This window comes from Streptococcus tangpeifui (genome assembly GCF_044503215.1).
GTDB classification, from domain to species: domain Bacteria; phylum Bacillota; class Bacilli; order Lactobacillales; family Streptococcaceae; genus Streptococcus; species Streptococcus tangpeifui.
On sequence record NZ_CP172427.1, the window covers coordinates 813,442 to 837,007 of the forward strand.

Here is a 23,566-nt window from a genome sequence, read left to right on the forward strand (position 1 = left end):
TTAAGCAGCTGAAATCTTAAAAGTCGTTATGCTTAGGCATGGCGACTTTTTTAATATAAGTAGCAGCTGTTTTTGTGCTAATAGATAGAATGATGGAAAAATATGATAAAATATGAAAAAAAATAAAAAAATATGATAATTTTTGTTGAAATCGCTTTCTTTTAGTGCTAGAATATAGGCGAAGTTAATAATTAGGAGGAAATAAATGAAATTAGCGACAAGGATTAATTCCTATCTGAGGAGAGACGGTTACAATTTGGAAAAAACTTTTTCAGATTTTGAAACAGCTGGTCTAGGCTATGTTGATCTCAATTATCCAGAGCATACTAAGGGTGTTTCTCCTGAGGAAATGAAAAACCTTTTAGACAAGCATAACCTTGTTTTGAATGGACTTGCGCTTAGGTTTCGGGATGATTTTATTAATGGCGAACTAGGCAACGCAGATCCTGCTGTTGCAGCTAAAGCGCTTGGGTTATGTAAGGAAGCAGTCGATTATTGCCGAGCAATAGGCGGAGAAGTTATCACCATTTGGCTGGGGTTTGATGGATTTGACTATAGCTTTCAAATCAATTATCGCAAGGTTTGGGACCAGCTAGTTAAAGCCTATCAAGAAATTTGTGATTATGCCCCAGATTTAAAAATTAGTATTGAATATAAGCCGTATGAAGAGAGAGCCTATGCCTTTGTTGACAGTATGGGAATAACTGGGATGCTGCTGAATGAAGTGAATCGTAAAAATATTGGTGTTACCTTGGATTACTGCCACATGCTTATGAAGCATGAAAATCCTGCTTTTGCTGCAGATATTTTTGGCAGTAGGGGGCAGCTGTATGGTATTCATGCGAATGACGGCTATGGTGTTGCTGATGACGGTTTGATGATTGGAACAGCATCACCTTTTAAAACGTTAGAACTTTTGTACTACCTGAAAAAGTACGATTATCAGGGAGTCGTCTATTTTGATACTTTCCCAGTTATTGAACCTGCAGTAGAAGAGGCAGAAAGAAATGTGGCTATGATTACCTATATGGATCAATTAATTGATACAGTCGGAATGGATTATATCCAAAATATTATCGATAAAAATGATGCTATTGCAGCTAATAAATTAATGTTAACGTTCTTAAAGGGAAACAAAGACTAGGGAGGTGATTATTATGGCGGATTACAAAGCAACTGCCAAAGGGATTCTAGAGAATATTGGCGGACCAGAAAATATCTCTAATATGACCCACTGTGCTACACGGTTACGTCTAAACTTGAAAGACCCATCCAAGGCAGATGATGCTGCTGTTAAAGCCGTAGATGGTGTTGTGGATGTTGTCAATAAGGCTGGGCAGTATCAGATATTGATTGGTACAGAAGTACCGCATGTTTATGACGAATTTGAAATACTTGTAAAAGGCAGTACAGAGAATGCTTTGGACGAATCATCAGGTCAAGGCGGCAGTATTATCAGTCAGATTTTTTCTGCTATATCAGGAATTTTTGCACCTTTACTGCCGGCCTTAGCTGGATCGGGAATTTTACGTGGCTTGCTTATTTTAAGTGTCCAGTTGGGTTTGATTAGTGATAAAAGCGGTACCTACAGCATTTTATTTGCTGCTTCTATGGCAGTCTTCTACTTTCTTCCTGTCTTGCTCGCTTTTTCTTCTGCACGACGTTTCGGAGCCAGTCCCTACATTTCAGCCTTAATTGGAGCTGCTTTATTACATCCGGATTTTTTATCCTTGCTAGGAAAGACAGGTAATGGTGCTACAACGAGCTTTTTTGGAATCCCAGTTGTCTTGATGAATTACAACTCAACGGTTGTTCCTATCATACTTGCGATTTGGGCTTACTCTTACCTCTATAAGTGGTTAGACAAGCATATTCCAGAAACCCTCAAGCTTGTTCTGATTCCTTTGGTTTCTCTAGCCATTATGGTGCCCTTAACCGTCATTGTTATTGGTCCGATTGGTGTTTACAGCGGTGAAGGAATTGCTAACGTTGTTAATTGGTTAATTGAACGCAGTGGTGTACTGACAGGTATCCTTGTTGGCGGTGGCTGGAGTGTCTTGGTCAGCTTTGGTATTCATTGGGCTGTCAACCCTATCATGATTAATAATATTTCTCAAAATGGCTATGATTACATCTGTCCTCTGACCTTTGCCTGTAACTTTGCTGTTATTGGAACAGCCTTCGGAGTTTGGCTCAAGGCAAAGAATAAAAACCTTAAAAATTTTGCAATGACAGGCGTCATTACCATTGCGTTATCGGCAATTATAGAACCTACTTTATTTGGTATGCTTGTCAAAAACAAAAAATTGTTCTTGGCACAAATTATTGCAGGTGCAGCTGGCGGAGCCTATCTAGGGTTGACAAAAGTCGTTACTAACGCTTTTGTATTTGGCAGTGTGACGACCTTCCCTGCGTTTATCGAGAGCAATGCTAATGTTATTAATGGTGTTATCGGGCTGGGAATATCTGCCCTTGTTGGAGCGGTTCTAGGTTTTATTTTCACAAATAGAGATGACCAGTTAGCCTAGTTACCTGCATGAAATAATTTTCTGAATATGGTATCATTATTACCAAAATGAAGGTAAATGTAAGATGATTCCATACGAAAGACAACAAAAAATATTAGGTCTGTTAAAAGATACTGAATTAGTAAAATTTGATGAAATTCAATCCGTGTTTCCAAAAGTTTCCTCCTCAACATTGCGACGTGATTTAAAAGAGCTTGAAAAGAACAATAAAATTGAATACTTGTCAGGTGGTGCCATCAAATTGATGTCAACGGTGGGAGAGATTCCAATTACCATGCGCAACACACTTTACAGTGATAAAAAAGATAAGATTGCTAATCTAGCAGCCAAACAGATTCATGATGGTGATGTTATCTATCTTGATTCCGGTTCAACCTGCTCAGGATTATTTAGAAAAATTCTGGATAAAAAAATCACAATTTATACGACAAATACTGATATATTCGGAGTTGCCGACAGCATTGCAGCAGAGGTTATCGTATTGGGTGGTCAATTCAATCCTATAAACTCTTCTGTCAGCGGTGCTCTGACTGAGGAAAATTTGAAGAGTATCTATTTTGGTAAAGCTTTTTTAGGTGTTAATGGTGTTGATGAAAAGTTTGGAGTGACTACTCCAACACTTGTGGAAGCTACGAAAAAGAAAATGGTACGGGAACATGCCGATGAAGTCTATCTCTTGTGTGACAGTACTAAATTTCATAATTTATCCAATGTCAAAGCTTTTGATTTAAAAAATGTCACAATCGTATCAGATAGTTGGGATGATAGTCTTGGGAAGGTTTCCACCATTATAGCAGCGGATTAATATTAACTAATTTGGATAGCAGTCCTAATACTGATTTAGGGCTGTTTTTTAGCTAAAAGAGGAGGGTATTATGACGAAGTTATTGTGTCCCAGCATGATGTGCGCTGATTTTAGTCATTTACAAAAAGAAGTTGGAGACTTGAACCAAGCCGGTGTAGATATTTACCACTGTGACATTATGGATGGTGAGTTTGTACCAAATATAACCATGGGAATTAATGATATACGCACTATTAGAAGATACACGGATAAGCTAATTGACTGTCATTTAATGATTGAAAACCCCGGAAATAAGGTGGATTGGTTTATCAATGCAGGCGTTGATTTAATTTATATTCATCCAGAAAGTGAGCGCTATGTTATCAAAACGCTCAGTCATATTAAAGATTGTGGAAAATTAGCTGGTTTGGCACTTAATCCTGATACAAGTATTGAGACAGTCAGTGAAATGTTAGAATTAGTTGATTATGTACTGGTTATGACTGTCAATCCAGGATTTGCGGGTCAAAAATTTATCGATTTTACTAAGAAAAAAATAAAAAAGCTGGTTGATTTAAAATCAGACTACCATTATAAGATTATGATTGATGGTGCTTGCAGCCCAGATATTATCAAGGAATTAAGTACAATTGGAGCTGATGGTTTTATTTTAGGGACCAGCGCTTTATTTGGCAAAGAAAGATCTTATACAGAGTTAGTAGAGGAGTTACAAAAGTTATGAAGATTGGTATTGGAAACGATCATGTCGCTGTAGAATATAAACGCGCCATCAAAACTTATATTGAAGATAAGTACGGTTATGAGGTCATTAACTACGGGACAGATAGTACAGAACGGTTTCATTATCCTGAGTCTGGGAAAGCCGTAGCTGAAGCCGTTACTGCTAATAAAGTTGACAAGGGTATCCTTATATGTGGTACCGGGGTTGGTATTGGTATTTCAGCCAATAAAATTAAGGGAATCCGTTGTGTGATTTGTAGCGAGCCTTACTCGGCTAAACTATCTCGTCAACACAATGATACGAATGTCCTAGCATTTGGATCCCGTGTAGTCGGACTAGAAGTAGCTAAAATGATTGTGGATGAATGGTTGACTGCAGAATATGAAGGTGGACGTCATCAAGTTAGATTAGACATGATTTCAGAGATTGAAAATCAAAGAAATGCGGAAAAAAATCACGAACTATGAAGGAGTATTTGTATCTAAGTCTACTTACTAATATTTTCCTTTAAGACTGATTCTGAAACAATCTGCTAGGCAGTCTTTAAAGTGTATAACTATATAGTTTCATGGAACCTTATTGACCCAATATTATCATCACAGGAAAAGTGGGCCTGCCTTTGGTGGAAGAGTTGACAAGGGAGCACTTATTCAAAAAGAAGTGCAACAGATTGCATCATTAAGCTGTTTGAGCTAGCTCAAACAGCTTTTTTGGATGGATGAAGTAATCTAGGTCAATTGTTGATAACTAGAGTGAAGGCAGATAGGTCACTAAAAGTGAGCGCCTTGAGAAATTTTCTTTTAGTCTTTGTTTTACCCGCACACGCGGGGGTGATCCCAAAGTCTCCATGATAAAAGGCGTTTTGAGCTGGTTTTACCCGCACATGCGGGGGTGATCCTGCGGATTATTAAGGGTAAATAACATTTGAAAAGTTTTACCCATACACGCAGGGATGATCGGTGATCCTGATCAATTGGTTAGAAATATTTTCCAAAATCTGTTTTACCTGCATGCGCGGGGAACGGGGGAAGTCAGGTGCCGGGCAATCTGGTGAACTGACAGATGCTGCTGTTAAATTTATTGTGGCAAGAAGTTCAAGCCTATTAGCCTCTTGGCAGCGCCCAACACAAAAGCAGACTTACGAGAGATACGATGATTAGCTCCAACCCCATATAGCCTATGTCCTCAGCCAACTATTTCCAGCTGAAAATGCATTTGAAGACAGACGATTGGGATTTATAATATGTGAGCGATGTGTTCTGAGAGATAGATGTGCCAAGTTTTAATTTGTTGTCACTAAAGATTATGATATAATAAAGACACGAAAAAAGTTCACGAACTACTAGGAGGTATTTTATGTCTAAGCCAATCAATATTGCCTTTAAAACAGATGCGGCTATCGTCCAATCCGCTAGAGATGTTTTTAAAGCACATAACTACAGTCTCACGGGTGCTCTTAGGACTTTTTTGACAAATGTGGCTGTCACAGGAGAAGTGGATCTTCCTTCGCCTGAAGAGTTGGAAAAAGAGCGTTTACTTAGAGAATTGCAGGCGGAAGTCAAAGCTAGTCTAACTGAAATGGCAGCTGGCCAATATTATACCGAAGAGGAATTGAGGGACTATCTTGACATCTAAGGTTTATAAGATTAAATATGCTTCGCAGGTTGCGACCGAGCTAAGGAAGGTTAAAGCTTATGTTTTGGAAAAGTCGCAGTCGAAAGATACGTCTCAGCGCTACGTGTCCCAATTGGTGAAAGGAATGGAAATCCTCAAATTGTTTCCAGAAGTAGGGTTTAACGCCGATAAGAAGTTTGGTAGAGTTATCACAGAAAACATGACCACGAGAGGAATGCCATTAAAAAAGGACTACATTGCGCTCTATACTATTGACGATAATAACTTAGTTGTTAATATTATCTATTTGTTTTCTACTAAGAGTGATTATATGAAACTGTTAAAACATAACTAGGAGGTAGAAGATTATTTTTGTCTTTGATACTAAAAATCATACGATTAAGCACCAGGAAGATAACCAAAAGTTCAGAGTTTTCATCAAGGCAATTAACAAAAGCTTAAGTACTTTGATACACTCCCCATAGTGGACAGTGAAAAACAGAAATTTCACTAGAAGCTATGAAGGGAGTTTTTGTATGCTTAAAAGAAGCGAGCTAACTGCTAAAAGCGACTGTGTAATTGCATATAGAAGAAGAGGGCTTGTAGTCAATTCAATTAGCTAATACTCTTTTAAAATCAAGAGGGTGCGTTATTTGACATTGATTTGTTCGTACTTCAATAAGTTGTTGTTTGCCTTATCTTCAATCTTAAATTATCCACTGATAGTTTAAGCTGTCTGTGACGTGTCACTTAGTTTGATAGTGATTTATAGGAAGTGATTGGTAAGAAAAAGTGCTGTCTGGCAGGAGGAATGGCCGTTTACAAGAAAGTAGTATTGGTATTTGGAGCAGGTGTGAGTAAGCTACTACCTGTGCCATCTGAGACGACTTGGGAAGGCGAATCAATAAGTGTGTCTCCGAGACTTCTGTACCAGTAGTCATATTAAAAGGGATTAAAACTTAGCGCGCAAGCCGATTGTTAAGAAAGGCATTAAGAGTACTCACTATTATAGGTGTGTTCACTTCATGTTTAAAACTAGCAATCAGCTGTAGAGTCAGGGATGCTATCGTGAAGTTATGGTCGGGCATTAAAAGTTTGGTTGCATTTATTTACTTTTTAAGCGTGCTTAATTTTCTGTTTTTTGCTATAATGAACCCGATTAAAAAATAGAAAAGGAGTTTTCTCTTGAAAGATCAAAAGAAAAATCAAAGAAATAGGCGTTCATTGAGTGAGGTTAATCAAAGTGTTGCCGTGCCTGAAAGTGCTTCTTTTTGGCGAACTTTGAAGGCTTTTATCGGACCGGGCGCTTTAGTAGCAGTAGGATATATGGATCCCGGAAATTGGATTACCAGCGTGGTCGGAGGTGCCAGTTATAAATATTTGCTCCTATCGGTCGTACTGATTTCGTCTCTCATGGCAATGCAATTGCAACAGATGGCGGGGAAGTTAGGAATCGTCACACGTCAGGATTTGGCTCAGGCCACAGCCAATCATCTTCCTAAGTGGTTGCGTTATATCTTATTTGTGGTTATTGAGTTGGCTTTGATGGCGACTGATTTAGCAGAGGTTATTGGTTCTGGGATTGCTCTCCATTTGCTTTTTGGCTGGCCCTTAATGCTTTCAATTTTTATAACGATTTTGGATGTTTTCATTTTATTGAGTCTAATGAAGTTGGGCTTTCGTAAGATTGAAGCGGTTGTTTCAACCTTAATATTAACTATTTTGTTGATTTTCCTTTATTTAACACTTATTTCTCAGCCAAGTATCTCTGGGATTCTCAAAGGATTTCTTCCGTCTGCCTCTATCTTCGATCTTCATCAAACTGGGGACAATAGTAAATTGACTCTGGCACTGGGGATTATTGGAGCAACTGTCATGCCTCACAATCTCTATCTTCATTCGTCAATTTCACAAACCAGACGGGTGGATTATGAGAATCCAGACTCTGTTAAACAGGCCGTTCGTTTTATGACTTGGGATTCAAATATTCAGTTAAGCCTTGCTTTTATCGTTAATTCCTTACTTTTGATTCTTGGTGCTGCCCTTTTTTATGGCCATGCCAGCCAAATCTCGGCTTTTGCTCAGATGTATAATGCTTTGGCAGATCCGTCCATTGCAGGCAGTGTTGCCAGCGGTCTCTTGTCAACTCTCTTTGCGATTGCCCTCTTGGCGAGTGGGCAAAACTCGACGATTACAGGAACCTTGACTGGCCAAATTGTCATGGAGGGATTCATTCACCTGCGATTGCCTCAGTGGTTTATTCGGTTAGTTACCCGTTTGCTGGCTCTCTTACCAGTCATTCTGGCTACCTTAATTTGGGGGAGCAAGGAGAAGGTGTTGGATCAGCTAATTGTCTATTCACAGGTTTTTCTGTCACTAGCCTTGCCTTTTTCAATTTTTCCACTTATTTATTTCACCTCCAGCAAGGAATTAATGGGGCAGCATCGTAATGCTCGCTGGAATACTATTTTAGCCTATGGTATTGCCTTGATACTGACCCTACTCAATATCAAATTAATTATTGATTTACTCTAAATAATAGTAATGCGGCTGAACAATAAGATTTTCAGCCGTTTTTACATTTAAAATTAAAGAAACCGTTATAATTACCAGATGCTTACAAAAAGATGACATTTTTTAATAAAGGTCCAGAATAATTTAATTTCATGTTAAAATAAATTGATAATTAAAATAGTTTGGATATCAAAACTAAAATTATCAAATAACTTTTATTTTTACAGGAGAATGATATTCATGGAAAAAAATCTGCGCTACAAATTGCATAAGGTTAAAAAGCAATGGGTAGCTATCGGTGTGACCACTTTTGCAGTCGGTTTTCTAGCAGGTGGGCAGGTTGTTGCTGCTGACACGACTGATGGTAACGGAGGGAATACTCAAGTTGCCCACTTGATTCCTAAAGAGCCTACTGACTATAAGTTCGATACTCCAAGTGGAATTTTCACTGGTCTTAATTTTGCGAATGCTCAAACAAGTCCAGCAGGCGATAATGCTGGTGCTAATCAACCGGCGGGAGGAATCGAGCCTCAGACTGCTGAAGATGCTGCAACAGACGGCCAAGCTGTTCCTCAAACTAGCGACCAGCCAGGTCATTTGGAAAATGTGGATGGCCAAACCTACTATGTGGATGCTAACGGTCAGCGTTTGAAAAATTATTCAACCGTGATTGATGGCAAGACTTATTATTTTGACGCTCAGACTGGTCAGGCTCAGGCCGAAACACCACAGGTTAATCAAAATGATAATCAGGTAGCACCAGATACTTATGCGGCTAATAATCAAGCCTTCACCAACGATGTTTCTAGTTTTGAAACGGTTGACAATTATGTGACGGCTGATTCTTGGTATCGTCCACGGAAGATTTTAAAGAATGGAGAAAGTTGGCAGACTAGTACTGAATCAGACATGCGTCCTGTCCTGATGACTTGGTGGCCTGATGCAGCTACTAAAGCTGCTTACGCTAATTATTGGGTCAAGGAAGGTTTGATTTCAGGCTCCTATTCACCAAACTCAGCGAATCTTGAGACAGCCGTCCAAACGATTCAGGCGGCTATTGAAAAGAAAATTGCTTCGGAAGGCAGCACAGCTTGGCTGCGTGACAAGATGTCGCAATTTGTTAAATCGCAAAATCAATGGAGCCTTGCCTCTGAAAATCCAACCGTTTATCCTAATCAGGATCACCTGCAGGGTGGAGCCTTGCTCTTTAGCAATAACGAAGCAACGGCTCATGCTAATTCTGATTGGCGTTTGCTCAATCGCAACCCAACCTTCCAAACGGGTAAACAAAAATATTTCACAACTAACTATGCTGGTTATGAATTGCTCTTGGCCAACGATGTTGATAATTCCAACCCAGTTGTTCAAGCAGAACAGCTCAATCATTTCCACTACCTCATGAACTGGGGTGAGATTGTCATGGGAGATAAGAACGCTAATTTCGACGGAGTTCGGGTCGATGCAGTTGATAATGTTGACGCCGATCTCCTGCAGATTCAGCGGGATTACTACAAGGCTAAATACGGCGTTGATCAAAATGAAAAGAATGCCATTGATCATTTATCTATTTTAGAGGCTTGGTCGGGTAATGATAATGACTATGTTAAGGATCAGAACAACTTCTCGCTGTCTATTGATAATTCACAACGTAGCTATATGCTGGCAGCCTTTGCTTATCCGGCCAGTCAACGGGGGAATGATTACATCAGCCTGTTACCTAAAGTTGGTCTGAAGGATCGCCGGTATGCTAAAAATGGTAATCCAGTTCCAAACTATGTCTTTATTCGTGCCCATGACTCCGAAGTCCAAACGCGAATTGCGAAAATTATTCGGGAACGTCTGGGGAAAACGAACGCCGATGGCCTGACCAATATTACTTTAGATGATTTAAATAAGGCCTTTGATATTTACAATCAAGATATGAAGGCTGTTGATAAGCAGTACTATCCAAATAATTTGCCAATGGCTTATGCTTGGATGTTACAAAATAAGGATACGGTAACTCGTGTCTATTATGGTGATATGTACACCGACGATGGTCAGTACATGGAAACTAAGACGCCATTCCATGATGCCATTGAAACGTTGCTCAAGGCACGCATTAAATATGTGGCTGGCGGTCAAACAGCTGGGTATGTACAAGGCTGGGGCAGCGGTATCTTAACCTCTGTGCGTTATGGTAAGGGAGCCGATACTGCTATTGATGCTGGGACAGCAGAAACTCGCACTTCTGGCATGGCTGTCCTGATTAATAATAAGCCTAATTTCCAATCCTATAATGGTTTGACGCTTGATATGGGTGCTGCTCATAAGAATCAGGCCTACCGCCCTCTTCTTTTATCAACTAAGGATGGAATTGCAACCTATCTTAATGATAGTGATGTTAGCAGCAATCAGTACAAATATACTGATGGGCAGGGTCGTTTGAATTTCAGCGCTTCTGAACTGCGCAGCGTTGCTAATGTTCAAGTCTCAGGAATGATTCAGGTTTGGGTACCCGTGGGTGCCGCTGACAATCAAGATGTTCGTGTAGCTCCTAACACCAATCGCAATAATTCTTCCAATATCTATACTCAAAGTGATGCTCTGGATTCCCAAGTGATCTATGAAGGTTTCTCAAACTTCCAAGCTTTTGCTAAGACACCTGAACAATACACCAATGCGGTGATTGCTAAGAATGCGGATCTCTTCAAGTCATGGGGCATTACCCAATTTGAAATGGCACCGCAGTACGTATCATCCGAAGATGGCACTTTCTTGGATTCTGTCATCTTGAATGGTTATGCTTTTAGCGACCGTTATGATCTGGCTATGAGTAAGAATAACAAGTACGGCTCCAAAGAAGATTTGGCCAATGCTATCAAGGGTCTCCATAATGCTGGTATTAAGGTCTTGTCGGACTGGGTACCGGATCAGATGTATAACCTGCCAGGTAAAGAAGTCGTGACTGCAACACGGGTTGACCAATACGGTAGACCTAAGGCTGGTGCGACGATTAACAGGACACCTTATGTAGTTAATACCAAGACTTATGGTGATTATCAAGAGCAGTATGGCGGTAAATTCTTGGATGAATTGCAGAAGCTTTATCCAAGTCTCTTCACGACTAAGCAGATTTCAACTGGCAAACCAATTGACCCATCGGTCAAAATTACTAACTGGTCAGCTAAATATTTCAACGGCTCTAATATCTTAGGACGTGGGGCTAAATATGTTCTCAGCGATAATAATAAGTACCTCAATTTAGGTGCTGGTCAATTCTTCTTACCAACCAATCTCAATAATACCTACGGTCAGCCACAAGCTCCAGCTAATGGTTTCATTTCTAAGAATGGTGGTATTCATTATATTGATAATAATGGTCAAGAAGTCAAGAATCAATTTAAGGAAATTGCTGGCAGCTGGTATTATTTCGATGCCAATGGTAAGATGGCTACTGGACAAACCAAGATTGGCAATACTACCTACCTCTTCATGCCTAATGGTAAGCAGCTCAAAGAAGGTGTTTGGTATGATGGCAAGAAGGCTTACTATTATGATGATAACGGTCGAACTTGGACAAATAAGGGATTTGTCGAGTTCAAGGTAAACGGTCAAGATAAATGGCGTTACTTTAACGGTGATGGCTCCATCGCTGTCGGTCTCGTTTCTCTTGATAATCGTACCCTCTACTTTGACGCCTATGGCTACCAAGTCAAGGGTCAAACTCTGACTATCAATGGTAAAACTTATAGCTTTGATGCCAATGAAGGTGATTTGATTATGGGGAATACGCCAAGTCCAGAACCAAACAATCAAGGAGCTTGGGAAGCACTGGGTGATAACCAATGGGGCTATCGCAAGGATGGCAAGCTTTTGACAGGCAGCCAAACGATTGCTGGACAAAAAGTCTTCTTCCAGCCTAATGGTGTCCAAGTCAAGGGTGGCACGGCTAAGGATGAAGCAGGAGTTCTTCGCTTTTACGACCGTGATCAAGGACATTTAGCTGGTAAGGGTTGGTACTCAACAGCTGATAACAACTGGGTTTATGTCGATGATGCTGGTCGTGTTGTCACTGGCCTTCAAAAGATTGGAAGCCAAACGCTCTATTTTGATGATAATGGTATCCAAGCTAAGGGTAAGGCTATCTGGGATAAGGACGGTAATCTTCGTTATTTTGCAGCAGGTTCCGGTGACATGATTACCAACCGTTGGTATAATATCGGTGATAACCAATGGTACTGGTTCAATAACCAAGGGATTGCTTCAAGATGGTAATCCTATCTCCTTTATAAAAAAACAGTCTCTGACTTTTGAACATGATTTTCTAATGTTCACTCGTTAGGAGGCTGTTTTTTAGAGAAAAAAGAGCTTTGTCATGATATTGTAACAAGAAAAGAAGACACGTAAGTCCCTTTTAAGACCTTGAGTTCAGCAATCTGCAAAAAAGCGTTTTCTCAAATAGCAGATAATGTAAATAACTAGTAATTTTTTTGAAAAAGTGTTAAGATAGTTTGGTGAGTGAAATAATTTTTAGGTCAATAATATTTCACTATTAAAATTTAAAGGGAGAATGATTTTCATGGAAAGAAAATTACGTTACAAGTTGCATAAGGTTAAGAAACAGTGGGTGACCATTGCTGTTGCTTCTGCTGGCCTTGCTAGTGTCATTGGCGCTGGTGCTGCCAGTCAGACTGTTTCTGCCGATGACATAGGAAATGGTGCTTCAGCTAGTGCTGAACAAAACACCTCTGCTAGTCAGAATAAAGAAGTAGTAGATTCTGACGCTGCGCAGGCAACCGATGCCAAGGCAACTTCTGAACAAGCGGCAGTAAGTTCAGTAGATACGAACTCAGAAACTGATCAAGTCCAAAATGTTGATGGCGTCTCAGCTAATAATCAACCAGCAGCTCCAGCAGCCCCACAGGCAGCAGCTTCAAATAATACGAACACGGCTGTGTCAGAAGCAGCACCTGCTGCTGAGAATCGTACGGCTGAAAAAGGCGCTGATTTGTCAGACCAAGAAGAGGCAGCAGCGCTTTCTCTTGACAACATCAAAAAAGTTGATGGGAAGTATTACTATGTCATGGCTGATGGTTCCTATAAAAAGAACTTTGCCATCACTGTTAAGGGTCAACTTCTCTACTTTGATGCTGAAACAGGTGCGCTGTCATCAACGTCAACCTATTCGTTTAGTCAAGGGCTAACACCGCTTGTTTCGGACTTTTCGATCAACAATAAAGCTTTTGACTCATCAGCAAAAAGTTTTGAATTGGTGGATGGTTATTTAACAGCAGAAAGCTGGTATCGTCCGACTAAGATTCTTGAAAATGGTAAGACTTGGGTTGATTCCAAAGAAACTGACCTACGTCCAGTTCTGACAAGCTGGTGGCCAGATAAGGATACTCAAGTAGCCTATCTCAACTACATGAGCAAGGCTTTGGGGGGCAAAGAAGAATTTACAACTAAAAACTCTCAGACTGCTTTAAATACAGCCGCTGAAATGATTCAAATGAAGATCGAGCAACGCATCAGCAAGGAACAAGGGACCGCTTGGTTACGTGATGCTATGGCTGCCTTTGTAGCTACTCAATCTCGTTGGAATAGTGATAGTGAGCAATTTGATAAGAATGACCACTTACAAGGCGGTGCTTTGCTCTATACCAATAATAAATTAACCGAGTGGGCAGATTCAAAATATCGCTTGCTTAACCGCACACCAACTCGTCAAGATGGTAAGACCCATTACTCTAAGGCTGACGAATACGGAGGTTATGAATTCCTTCTGGCCAATGACGTGGACAACTCTAACCCAGTCGTTCAGGCAGAAATGCTTAACCAAATTCACTATCTTATGAACTGGGGTTCTATCGTCATGGGTGATAAGGATGCTAACTTTGATGGTATCCGTGTTGATGCGGTGGATAATGTTGACGCTGATACTTTGCAGCTCTATACCAACTACTTTAATGCTGTTTATGGTGTCGATAAATCAGAAGCACAAGCCCTAGCTCATATCTCAATTTTGGAAGCTTGGTCATACAATGATAATTATTATAACCAAGATACCAACGGTGCCGCTTTAGCTATGGATAATGGGTTGCGTCTTTCGCTTCTTTATACATTGACGCGCCCACTTAGCGAGCGGACTCCAGGCCTGTCAACCTTGATTAAGTCAGAATACGGCCTGACTGACCGGACTAAAGATGATAAGTATGGTGATACTCAACCATCTTATGTCTTTGTTCGGGCGCATGACTCAGAAGTTCAGACTGTCATTGCTCAAATTATTAAAGAAAAAATTGATCCAACGACAGATGGTTTCACTTTCACTTTGGATCAATTGAAACAGGCTTTTGACATTTACAACAAGGACATGAACAGTGTTGAAAAACACTATACGCACTATAATATTCCTGCAGCCTATGCGATTATGCTGTCCAATATGGAATCAGTGACTCGGGTCTACTATGGTGACCTCTTCACTGATGATGGCCAATATATGGAAACCAAATCGCCGTATTATGATGCCATCAACACTCTCCTGCGTGCCCGTATTCGTTACGCAGCTGGTGGTCAAACCATGGAACATAAGGCTTATACACCTTCAGCCGCTATGAAGGCTAAAAATCCTGATAGCGGAAGTGTGCTGGGTAACAGCGAAGTATTAGTATCTGTTCGTTTTGGCCAAGATGTCATGTCTGCCGATGATATGACCGGCGGTCAACTGGCTAAAACATCAGGTATGTTCAGCTTGATTGCTAACAACCCTGAATTGGAGTTGGATGCTAATGAAGAAATCAAGGTTAATGTTGGTAAAATCCATGCCGGCCAAGCGTATCGTCCATTGCTTTTGACAACCGATAAGGGACTGCAAAAATATCTCAATGATTCAGATACAAACTTGACCAAGGTTGCTGACAAGGACGGTTTCATTACTTTCAAAGGTAGCGAAATCAAGGGTTACAAACAAGTTGAAGTCAATGGTTACCTTTCAGTCTGGGTACCCGTTGGAGCTAAGTCTGACCAAGATATCCGTGTAGCTGCTTCAACTAAAGCTAATGCTAAGGGTGACAAGTCTTACACAGCTAGTCAGGCTCTTGATTCACAATTAATCTACGAAGGTTTCTCAAACTTCCAAGATTTTGTTCAAAAAGATGCTCAGTATACTAATAAGAAAATTGCTGAAAATACGGATCTCTTCAAGGCTTGGGGCGTAACGTCATTTGAGATGGCACCTCAGTACGTCTCAGCTACGGATGGCACCTTCTTGGATTCTATTATCCAAAATGGCTATGCCTTCAGTGACCGTTATGACCTTGCCATGAGCAAGAATAACAAATACGGTTCTAAGGAAGACTTAGCTAACGCCCTGAAGGCCCTCCATGCAGCTGGAATTCAAGCCATTGCTGACTGGGTACCAGATCAAATCTATCAATTGCCAGGTAAGGAAGTTGTTACGGCTAGTCGTGTTGACAACTATGGCCGTGTAAAAATTGACCAACCGATGGTGAATAAGCTTTACTTGGCTAACACCAAGAGCTCAGGGAAAGATTTCCAAGCAAAATACGGTGGTGAATTCTTAGCTGAATTGCAGAAGCAGTATCCTGAAATGTTTACCACTAAGATGATTTCAACTGGTAAACCAATTGATTCATCTGTGAAGTTGAAGGAGTGGTCTGCTCAGTACTTTAATGGTACTAATGTTCTCGGTCGTGGTACTGATTACGTTCTTAACGATGAAGGTACTGGTAAGTACTTCACTGTCAATGAAAAGGGTGAGTTTTTACCAGCTGTACTGACTGGTAATAAGGAAGCTAAAACTGGTTTCTACAATGATGGCAAGGGAATGACCTATTTTACCACTGCTGGTAATCAGGCTAAATCTGACTTTGTTACAGTAGCAGGAAACACATACTACTTTGACTACACTGGTCACATGGTTACTGGACCTAACGTTATTAACACGAAATTCTATTACTTCTTGCCAAATGGTGTGATGCTGAAAGACGCTGTTATGGAAGATGAGCATGGACGTTCTGTCTACTATGGTAAAACTGGCGTTATGTATAAGGGAAGCCGCAATAATGAATGGTTTGCGATGACTGATTCCAAAGGTCAATTACGCTTCCGTCATTTTGACAATTATGGCTTTATGTCTGTAGGTTTGGTGACGATTCATGGTAATGTTCAATATTACGATGAAGAAGGATTCCAAGTTAAGGGAGACTTTGTAACGGATAAGGCTGGACAAACGCGGTATTTCGATAAGAATACAGGGAATCTTGTTAAAGGGCAATTCTTCAATAAAGATGGTCATTGGTACTATTCAGATGACCAAGGCCTTATCGCTAAGGGGGCGCAAACCGTTAAAGGGCAAAAGCTTTACTTTGATGCTAAGACTGGTGCCCAAGTCAAGGGAGATTTTGTGACAGATAAGGATGGCAATACTTCCTTCTATCGTGGCGATACTGGTGATTTAGCTGTTTCCACTTTCTTCTCAACAGGCAACAATGCTTGGTTCTATGCTGATGAAAACGGCCATATTGCCAAGGGTGAAAAGACCATCAATGGTCAAAAGCTTTATTTTGACACCAAGACAGGTCAGCAAGCTAAAGGTCGTTTTGTTCGTGATGCTAAAGGATTGCGTTTCTATGATGCTGATACAGGTGCTTTGGTGACCAACAGCTTCCTAGAAACGAAGGCAGGTTCCAATCAATGGTACTATATGGGGGCAGATGGTTATGCGGTTCGCGGTCATCAAATCATCCAATCTCGTCACATGTACTTTGATGCTGAAACTGGTCAGCAAGCTAAGGGAATCGTGGTTACAGATGCCAATGGTCATAAGTATTTCTACGATGCAAACACTGGTGATCGAGTTACCAATCAATTCGTTCTCGTTAATGGTAGTTGGTATTTCTTTGGTTATGACGGGGTTGCTGTAACAGGATTCCGTGATATCCGTGGTCAGCATCTCTACTTTAATCCTGATGGTACACAAGCTAAGGGAACAACTGTAAAAATTGACAACCGTATCTATACCTTTGATGCAGATACTGGTGAACTAACATCCGTTCGCTATATTTAAACTTGAATGCGACTCAAACAGAGCTGGGATATTCCCAGCTCTGTTTTGGTGTGAGTTATTGTTTTTGTATCCAATATAAGTCCAATAAATACTCAGTTCAAATCAAATTAACAGTTTAGCGGTTCCATTGATTTTAAAAGGATAGCGAACAAGGTGTTCAACACATCTTTTAGTCTAATGGTTTTTTCGCAGTGGAACTGCAAAAGAGGTTGTGATGACTAGTAATCATATCAGCTCAATTCCCAACGTAAAAGCTTCACTGGACCTTTTTTCACGTCCCTGCCAATTCAGGAGGAGGTGAATAGCAACTGTTGGCATTGATTTAATCTAACTATAAATTAAAAGATGGAAATAATAGTAGCAGCCTACTAAATAGTTGTGGCAGAAGAACATTCTAGGCCAAATAGGAAACATTTGAGGATAAGGTACTAGATTAGGAATCCGTTGTCTTATAAAATAGATTGGTTGAGGTAACTCAGCTATCATTACTTTAAGAAGGAAGGATTCAACTTTTATGAAATCACCTATCAAAAAATTTCTTCTCACTTCAGCTTTAGCTGGAGCTATGTTGGCAGCATCTTCAACTGTTTCAGCTCTCGGTTGGACTGAGACTAATCGCTATGGTACTGCTCCAAATCCTAATTATTATCGTACCTACTATGATTTAAATGTCCATAATGTGGATATTAATGACAATGTCATTCCAACGGAAGGAACGGACTTCACCCAATATTATTGGCGTGGTGATAGTAGTTCAAGTTCTACTACCTATGACAGTAAAACTGGTATCACAACAACTACTTATTTTACAGTGCGTTACTGGGAAGCAAAATAAGAGTAGGAGAAAGTCTCGATTTAAGATCGAGGCTTTTTTGGATCGATTATAGGGACTTGCTAAAAAAAGCGGACTAACCTTTCTCTGTCCGGATTACTTGGCTTTACTTTTGTTATAATAAGATTATTAAAAGAGAAAGTGAGTCATGCTGATGACCAATACTATAGATTTATCTCAACCGGTTGCTCAAATAGTCAAAGAGCACCCAGAACTAAAAGACATTTTGATTGAGTTGGGTTTCAAACCTCTAGCTAATCCGGTAATGTTAAAGACCCTCGGCCAAGCTACTAGCTTAAAAGCTGGTTCTAAACTAGCTAATGTTCCTTTGGAAAAGATTAAGCGAACGCTGGAATTCAATGGTTATGAGGTGAAAGGAGACTGAGATGACTGATAATCGTATCGAAATACTAAAAGATATTCTTCTAGACCTTCACCACGGAGCTAGTCCTGAGGCGGTTCAAGAGCGTTTCGATAAGACCTTTAAAGGCGTTTCGGCTTTAGAAATTTCCCTTATGGAGCATGAACTGATGTCTGATGAAAAATCTGGTGTGACGTTTGAAGATGTTATGGATCTCTGTGATGTTCATGCTAATCTGTTTAAGAATGCAGTGGAAGAGGTGGAGGTAGCAGATGCTGATCATCTTGGTCATCCTGTTTATGTTTTCAAACAGGAAAATTTGGCTTTGAGAGGAGCTTTATTAAGGATTCGGCGGATTTTAGATAATTTGGACCAGTCTGAAAATGAAGATTTCCAAGCTGATATCATTAAAGGGCTGAAACATCAGTTGACCTTGTTAGGTCAATTTCAGCTGCACTATCAGCGTAAGGAAGATCTCTTTTTTCCAATCATGGAGGCTTACGGGCATGATTCCCCACCTCGGGTGATGTGGGGTGTGGATGATGAGATTCGGGACCTCTTTAAAAAATTAGAATTTCAGGTTAACCAGCTTCCAGATGTTCCAGTTACTTCTATCAGTCAGGCTTTTGAAGCATTTGCTCATGAATTTGAAGAGATGATTTTTAAAGAAGAATCGATCTTGCTGATGATTCTTTTAGAGATTTTTACTCAAGATGACTGGTTGAAAATTGCTGAGGAAAGTGATGCGATTGGTTATGCCATTGTCAGACCTGAGGAGAAGTGGTTGCCCAAGAGAGAGGATTTTGAAAAGCATTCCGACCAGACAGAAGGGCAGGGATCTGCTGAGAATTTAGCAGAGCAAGCTCCTTCAGAATACCACTTGTCAGAAGGGCAGGAGCAAGTCATTGATACACCGGCAGGGCAATTTAAAATCAGTTTCATTCCTAAAGCACGAGGAGAGGAAGTTGACCGCCATACTCCGCAGAAATTTACCAATGGTTACCTGTCGCTTGAGCAGGCCAATTTAATTTTGGACCATCTGCCCTTGGAAGTGACTTTTGTTAATAAAGACGATATTTTTCAGTACTACAACAATAGTGTCCCTGCACAGGAGATGATTTTTAAAAGAAGTCCCAGTCAAATTGGCCGCCATGTTGAGCTCTGCCATCCGCCTAAGGTTTTAGATAAGGTTAAACGTGTTTTTGAGTTGTTGAAATCAGGCCAACAAGATAAGGTGACCATGTGGTTTAAATCGCAAAAGCGAGGTCAGTTTGTGTATGTCACCTACGCTGCTGTTCGTGATCAAGCTGGACATTTTCAAGGGGTACTGGAATATGTTCAAGATATTCAACCCTTCTTTGAGTTAGAAGGAGATAACCAACGTGATATCATCGAATAAGTAAAAAGCCAAAGGCACTGAGCAAGACATCCATGATGGCTCCGCCCTCACCCACAGAATAATGAAAACGGACACACAGCCCTCACTAGGTGTATAATCTTAGTGAGGGCTTTGTGGTTGACGAGTTAATGATTCTAGTAATCGAGGGCAAAACTGATCCACTCTACTGACGAGCACCCCAAAATATGCGATAAGCATGAGTATAAAAATACGACTAAAATTCGGTAGATAAGCTCTCTTATTTTAGGAAGGAGGGAATTGTCATGGATGTTCTCTATCAATCTTGTGCAGGTATTGATGTCCATCAAGCCAATATTGTTGTTTGTATTTTACATGGGTCACTCACCTCAACTCGTCCAAAGCGTGAGATGGCAACTTTTGATACAACAACTAAAGGCCTACGTGCTTGCCACGATTTTCTTAGACAATTTCATGTGGAAGCCGTTGGTCTGGAAAGCACCGGTGTTTATTGGCGACCTGTCTGGCATGCTCTATGTGATGACTTCGAGTTGATACTCGCTCAACCAGCTCACATGAAGGCCATTCCGGGTCAGAAAACCGATAAGAAAGATGCTCACTGGATTGCTAAATTAACACGGATTGGTCTGCTTCCTCGGAGTTTCGTTCCCGATGAAACCATCCAAGAATTGAGAGAGTTGACCAGACAACGAAAACATTATGTGGAAAGCCGTAATCGTGAAACCAATCGTATTCATAAAATTCTTCAGTCAGGCGGCATTAAGATAACGACGTATATCGAAGATATTATGGGTGCTTCTGGTCGTCATCTCCTTCAACTATTGATTGATAAGACGCCTATTACTCCTCGCATTGTCCATCAATCAGTTTATACCACCTTGAAGAAGAAAGTGCCACAACTTCTGGAAGCCTTGGATGGTTATTTCTCTGACCATCATTGCTTTATGTTAAAGCAGTCCTTGGAGATTTATGATTTTTATCAGAAGCAGATTGAGTTGTTGGAAGAGCGAATCAATAGCTATCTATCACAATACGAGAAACAAGTAGAAGTTTTGGATTCTATTCCTGGTATCGATGTGATTACAGCTTCTGTCATCATTTCTGAGGTTGGTGTTGACATGAGCCAGTTTCCAACTGCTGGACATTTAGCCTCTTGGGCAGGACTTTGTCCTGGTAATAATGAGAGTGCTGGCAAGAAACGTAGTACCAAGATTCGACATGGTAATTCCTATTTGAAAAAATGCTTATGTCAAGCCGCTTTTGCCGCTAGGAATCAAAAAGGAAGTCCCTTAGTGGAACGATTTTATCAGATTCAAAATCGGCGTGGTCCACAGAAAGCAACAATTGCCCTAGCACATCAATTATTAAAAATAGCCTATATCCTCTTAAAAGGACAGATGACTTATTCTGAATTTTTAGCACAGAAAAAGACTACTAGGGACGAGCTAGTAGTCTAAATATAATTTTTTTCGCTTTGATTATATCATAGGGAGGGAATTTTTGCATTCTTTGTAGTTTTCGTATAAAACTCGTCCAGTACCTGTTTTAGAATAAACTCTTGGATTAGTGCTTGGGAGCAAGACTTGTTGGCTACGCCAAGAAGTCATACTCCTGTACCAAATCAGAAAACCTAAACGAATGTGATGGCCATCGTTCATCTTATTTCCAGCCTCAATTCAAAAGGTCTGGGAGACTTTTTGAATCGGGAAATAAAACTTGCAAAGCAAGTGTCAAAAACGGTCTGAGGAGAGACCGTTTCAGGTTATCACTTTAAAACCAGGATGTGGGGAGAACCAAAATTTTCAATTTTTGGTTTTTTCCACTCCCTTTCTTTTAGTTCCAAAAAAAGGTATAATATCAGAATGATTAACGGTATTATTAATCTTAAAAAAGAAGCTGGTATGACCAGTCATGATGCAGTTTTTAAATTGCGAAAGATTTTGCAAGAAAAAAAAATTGGCCACGGAGGTACCCTTGATCCCGATGTGACGGGAGTTCTGCCTATTGCGGTTGGCAAGGCAACCCGTGTCTTAGAATACATGACCGAAAGCGGTAAGGTTTATGAGGGGCAGGTTACCCTAGGTTATTCGACTACTACCGAGGATGCTAGTGGCCAGCTTGTTCATAAAACTCCTATTAGTAGGGAGGAGCAACTGACAGATGAACAAGTTGACCAAGCCATGTCTAGCTTTTTAGGGAAAATCACACAAATACCGCCTATGTATTCTGCTGTCAAAGTCAATGGTCGCAAGCTTTATGAGTATGCTAGGGCAGGTGAGACTGTTGAGCGTCCTCGGCGTCAAGTGACAATTGGAGAGTTTGTTCGGACATCTCCCTTAAGCTTTGAAGATGGTGTATGTCATTTTGATTTTCGAGTATCCTGTAGCAAGGGAACCTATGTTCGGACTTTGGCAGTTGATTTAGGGGCTAGGCTTGGTTATGCCAGCCATATGTCTGCTCTCAGGCGAACTGCTTCAGCCGGATTGCAGCTTGAGCAAGCCTATACTTTATCTGAACTTGCTGATAGGGTTGCTGCGGGAGACTATGATTTTCTTTTGCCAATCGAGTATGGTGTCTTAGATCTTCCCCATGTAGACCTGTCTGATAAACAAAAGCAGGATATCTCATTTGGTCGCTTTATTGACTTGCAAACTGAAGAGTCACAAGAACAGATCTTGGCGGCCTTCTATCAGGGACATTTGGTAGCTATTTTAGAAAAGTGTGATCAGAGCTACAAACCGCGTAAGGTTTTTATTTGAGAAGCAATGGAAATTATTTCAATTAAAGATTATCACGATATTCGACAAGAAGAGGAAACAGTCCTTGTTTTGGGCTATTTTGATGCCCTTCATAAGGGACATAAGGTTCTTTTTGACCGCGCCAAGGCATTGGCTGAGGAAAAACAGTTAAAAATGGCTGTCCTGACTTTTTATGAGTCTCCTAAATTAGCTTTCTCACGTTTTGAACCTGATTTACTTAATCATATTCTTTCCCCAGAGAAACGCTATGCTAAGTTTGCGGATTACGGGGTGGACTATCTCTATCTGACAAATTTCACGTCAAACTTCGCACAAATAGCTTCTGATGCGTTTATTAAGACCTATATTAAGGCTCTGAAAGCTCAAACGATTGTTGTTGGTTTTGATTATAAGTTTGGCCATGATCGAAGCGATGCGGATTACTTGGCAAGAAATTTTTCTGGTCAACTTGTCAAAGTGGCAGAAGTCACCCAAGATAGGCAAAAGATTTCCTCTACTCGCATCCGTAACTTGATTAGTCAAGGTCAAGTTGACAAGGCTAATCAGCTCTTAGGACATGAGTTTTCAACTAGAGGGCTTGTCGTTCATGGAGACGCAAGAGGCCGAACTATTGGTTTTCCAACAGCTAATCTGGCTCCTCTTGACCGGACTTTTCTTCCCGCCGATGGGGTCTACGTCACGGATATCTTGTTAAAGGGACAGAGGTACCGAGCCATGACTAGCATTGGTAAGAATGTTACCTTCGGCGGGACTACCCTCCGTTTGGAAGCCAATATTTTTGACTTCTCTGGGGACATCTATGGTGAAGAGCTTGAAATCATCTGGTTATATAAAATTCGTGAGATGATTAAATTCAACGGAATAGATGACTTAGTTGACCAGCTCCGGCAAGATCAAAAACTGGCTAACGATTGGCCCTTCTAAATCTCTAGTTAGTGATATGGGTTGGCTTAATTTTATCTGGAATTTTTGGCTTTTTTTGTG

At 40.5% G+C, this 23,566-nt stretch carries 17 protein-coding genes; all 17 read left to right on the forward strand.

The window, feature by feature from the left end:
- Positions 1–205: 205 nt before the first annotated feature.
- The 17 genes from ACFSN5_RS03830 to ACFSN5_RS03910 all read left to right on the forward strand — a co-directional run bounded on the left by ACFSN5_RS03830 (position 206) and on the right by ACFSN5_RS03910 (position 23,506).
- Positions 206–1,144 (forward strand): sugar phosphate isomerase/epimerase family protein, encoded by a 939-nt coding sequence (locus ACFSN5_RS03830; protein ID WP_165213338.1) that lies wholly within the window; start codon positions 206–208, stop codon positions 1,142–1,144.
- A 13-nt stretch (positions 1,145–1,157) separates the two neighbouring features.
- Positions 1,158–2,528, forward strand: coding sequence for a PTS transporter subunit EIIC (locus ACFSN5_RS03835; protein WP_165213339.1), 1,371 nt, complete (start codon positions 1,158–1,160; stop codon positions 2,526–2,528).
- A gap of 64 nt (positions 2,529–2,592) precedes the next feature.
- Complete coding sequence (locus ACFSN5_RS03840) at positions 2,593–3,333, forward strand: DeoR/GlpR family DNA-binding transcription regulator (RefSeq protein ID WP_165213341.1); 741 nt, start codon at positions 2,593–2,595, stop codon at positions 3,331–3,333.
- Positions 3,334–3,403: 70 nt separating this feature from the next.
- Positions 3,404–4,054 (forward strand): ribulose-phosphate 3-epimerase, encoded by a 651-nt coding sequence (gene rpe, locus ACFSN5_RS03845; protein ID WP_165213343.1) that lies wholly within the window; start codon positions 3,404–3,406, stop codon positions 4,052–4,054.
- Positions 4,051–4,521 (forward strand): ribose 5-phosphate isomerase B, encoded by a 471-nt coding sequence (gene rpiB, locus ACFSN5_RS03850; RefSeq protein ID WP_165213345.1) that lies wholly within the window; start codon positions 4,051–4,053, stop codon positions 4,519–4,521. Before rpe ends, rpiB begins: the two co-directional genes overlap by 4 nt.
- Before the next feature lie 543 nt (positions 4,522–5,064).
- A complete protein-coding gene (locus tag ACFSN5_RS03855; protein WP_165213347.1) occupies positions 5,065–5,214 on the forward strand; it encodes a hypothetical protein in 150 nt (49 codons plus the stop codon).
- A 196-nt stretch (positions 5,215–5,410) separates the two neighbouring features.
- Complete coding sequence (locus ACFSN5_RS03860; RefSeq protein WP_004226602.1) at positions 5,411–5,689, forward strand: type II toxin-antitoxin system RelB/ParD family antitoxin; 279 nt, start codon at positions 5,411–5,413, stop codon at positions 5,687–5,689.
- A complete protein-coding gene (locus ACFSN5_RS03865; protein WP_241154235.1) occupies positions 5,679–6,023 on the forward strand; it encodes a type II toxin-antitoxin system RelE/ParE family toxin in 345 nt (114 codons plus the stop codon). Before ACFSN5_RS03860 ends, ACFSN5_RS03865 begins: the two co-directional genes overlap by 11 nt.
- A gap of 830 nt (positions 6,024–6,853) precedes the next feature.
- Positions 6,854–8,203: an Nramp family divalent metal transporter gene (locus tag ACFSN5_RS03870; protein ID WP_165213349.1), complete on the forward strand. Its 1,350-nt coding sequence runs from the start codon at positions 6,854–6,856 to the stop codon at positions 8,201–8,203.
- Between the two features lie 219 nt (positions 8,204–8,422).
- Entirely contained in the window at positions 8,423–12,439 is a 4,017-nt protein-coding gene (locus ACFSN5_RS03875; RefSeq protein ID WP_398601056.1) for a glycoside hydrolase family 70 protein, read from the forward strand.
- A gap of 304 nt (positions 12,440–12,743) precedes the next feature.
- Positions 12,744–17,252 (forward strand): glycoside hydrolase family 70 protein, encoded by a 4,509-nt coding sequence (locus ACFSN5_RS03880; protein ID WP_398601058.1) that lies wholly within the window; start codon positions 12,744–12,746, stop codon positions 17,250–17,252.
- A gap of 514 nt (positions 17,253–17,766) precedes the next feature.
- The gene (locus ACFSN5_RS03885; protein WP_165213355.1) at positions 17,767–18,087 is read left to right on the forward strand and encodes a hypothetical protein; all 321 of its coding nucleotides are present in this window, start codon (positions 17,767–17,769) and stop codon (positions 18,085–18,087) included.
- 151 nt (positions 18,088–18,238) lie between these two features.
- A complete protein-coding gene (locus ACFSN5_RS03890) occupies positions 18,239–18,469 on the forward strand; it encodes a DUF1858 domain-containing protein (protein WP_165213357.1) in 231 nt (76 codons plus the stop codon).
- 1 nt (position 18,470) lies between these two features.
- On the forward strand, positions 18,471–19,844 hold the full coding sequence (locus tag ACFSN5_RS03895; protein WP_398601061.1) for a DUF438 domain-containing protein: 1,374 nt from the start codon (positions 18,471–18,473) through the stop codon (positions 19,842–19,844).
- A 263-nt stretch (positions 19,845–20,107) separates the two neighbouring features.
- Positions 20,108–21,280 (forward strand): IS110 family transposase, encoded by a 1,173-nt coding sequence (locus tag ACFSN5_RS03900; protein ID WP_398600534.1) that lies wholly within the window; start codon positions 20,108–20,110, stop codon positions 21,278–21,280.
- Between the two features lie 405 nt (positions 21,281–21,685).
- Positions 21,686–22,582: a tRNA pseudouridine(55) synthase TruB gene (gene truB, locus ACFSN5_RS03905; RefSeq protein WP_398601063.1), complete on the forward strand. Its 897-nt coding sequence runs from the start codon at positions 21,686–21,688 to the stop codon at positions 22,580–22,582.
- 6 nt (positions 22,583–22,588) lie between these two features.
- Complete coding sequence (locus ACFSN5_RS03910; RefSeq protein ID WP_165213407.1) at positions 22,589–23,506, forward strand: bifunctional riboflavin kinase/FAD synthetase; 918 nt, start codon at positions 22,589–22,591, stop codon at positions 23,504–23,506.
- Positions 23,507–23,566 lie beyond the last annotated feature (60 nt).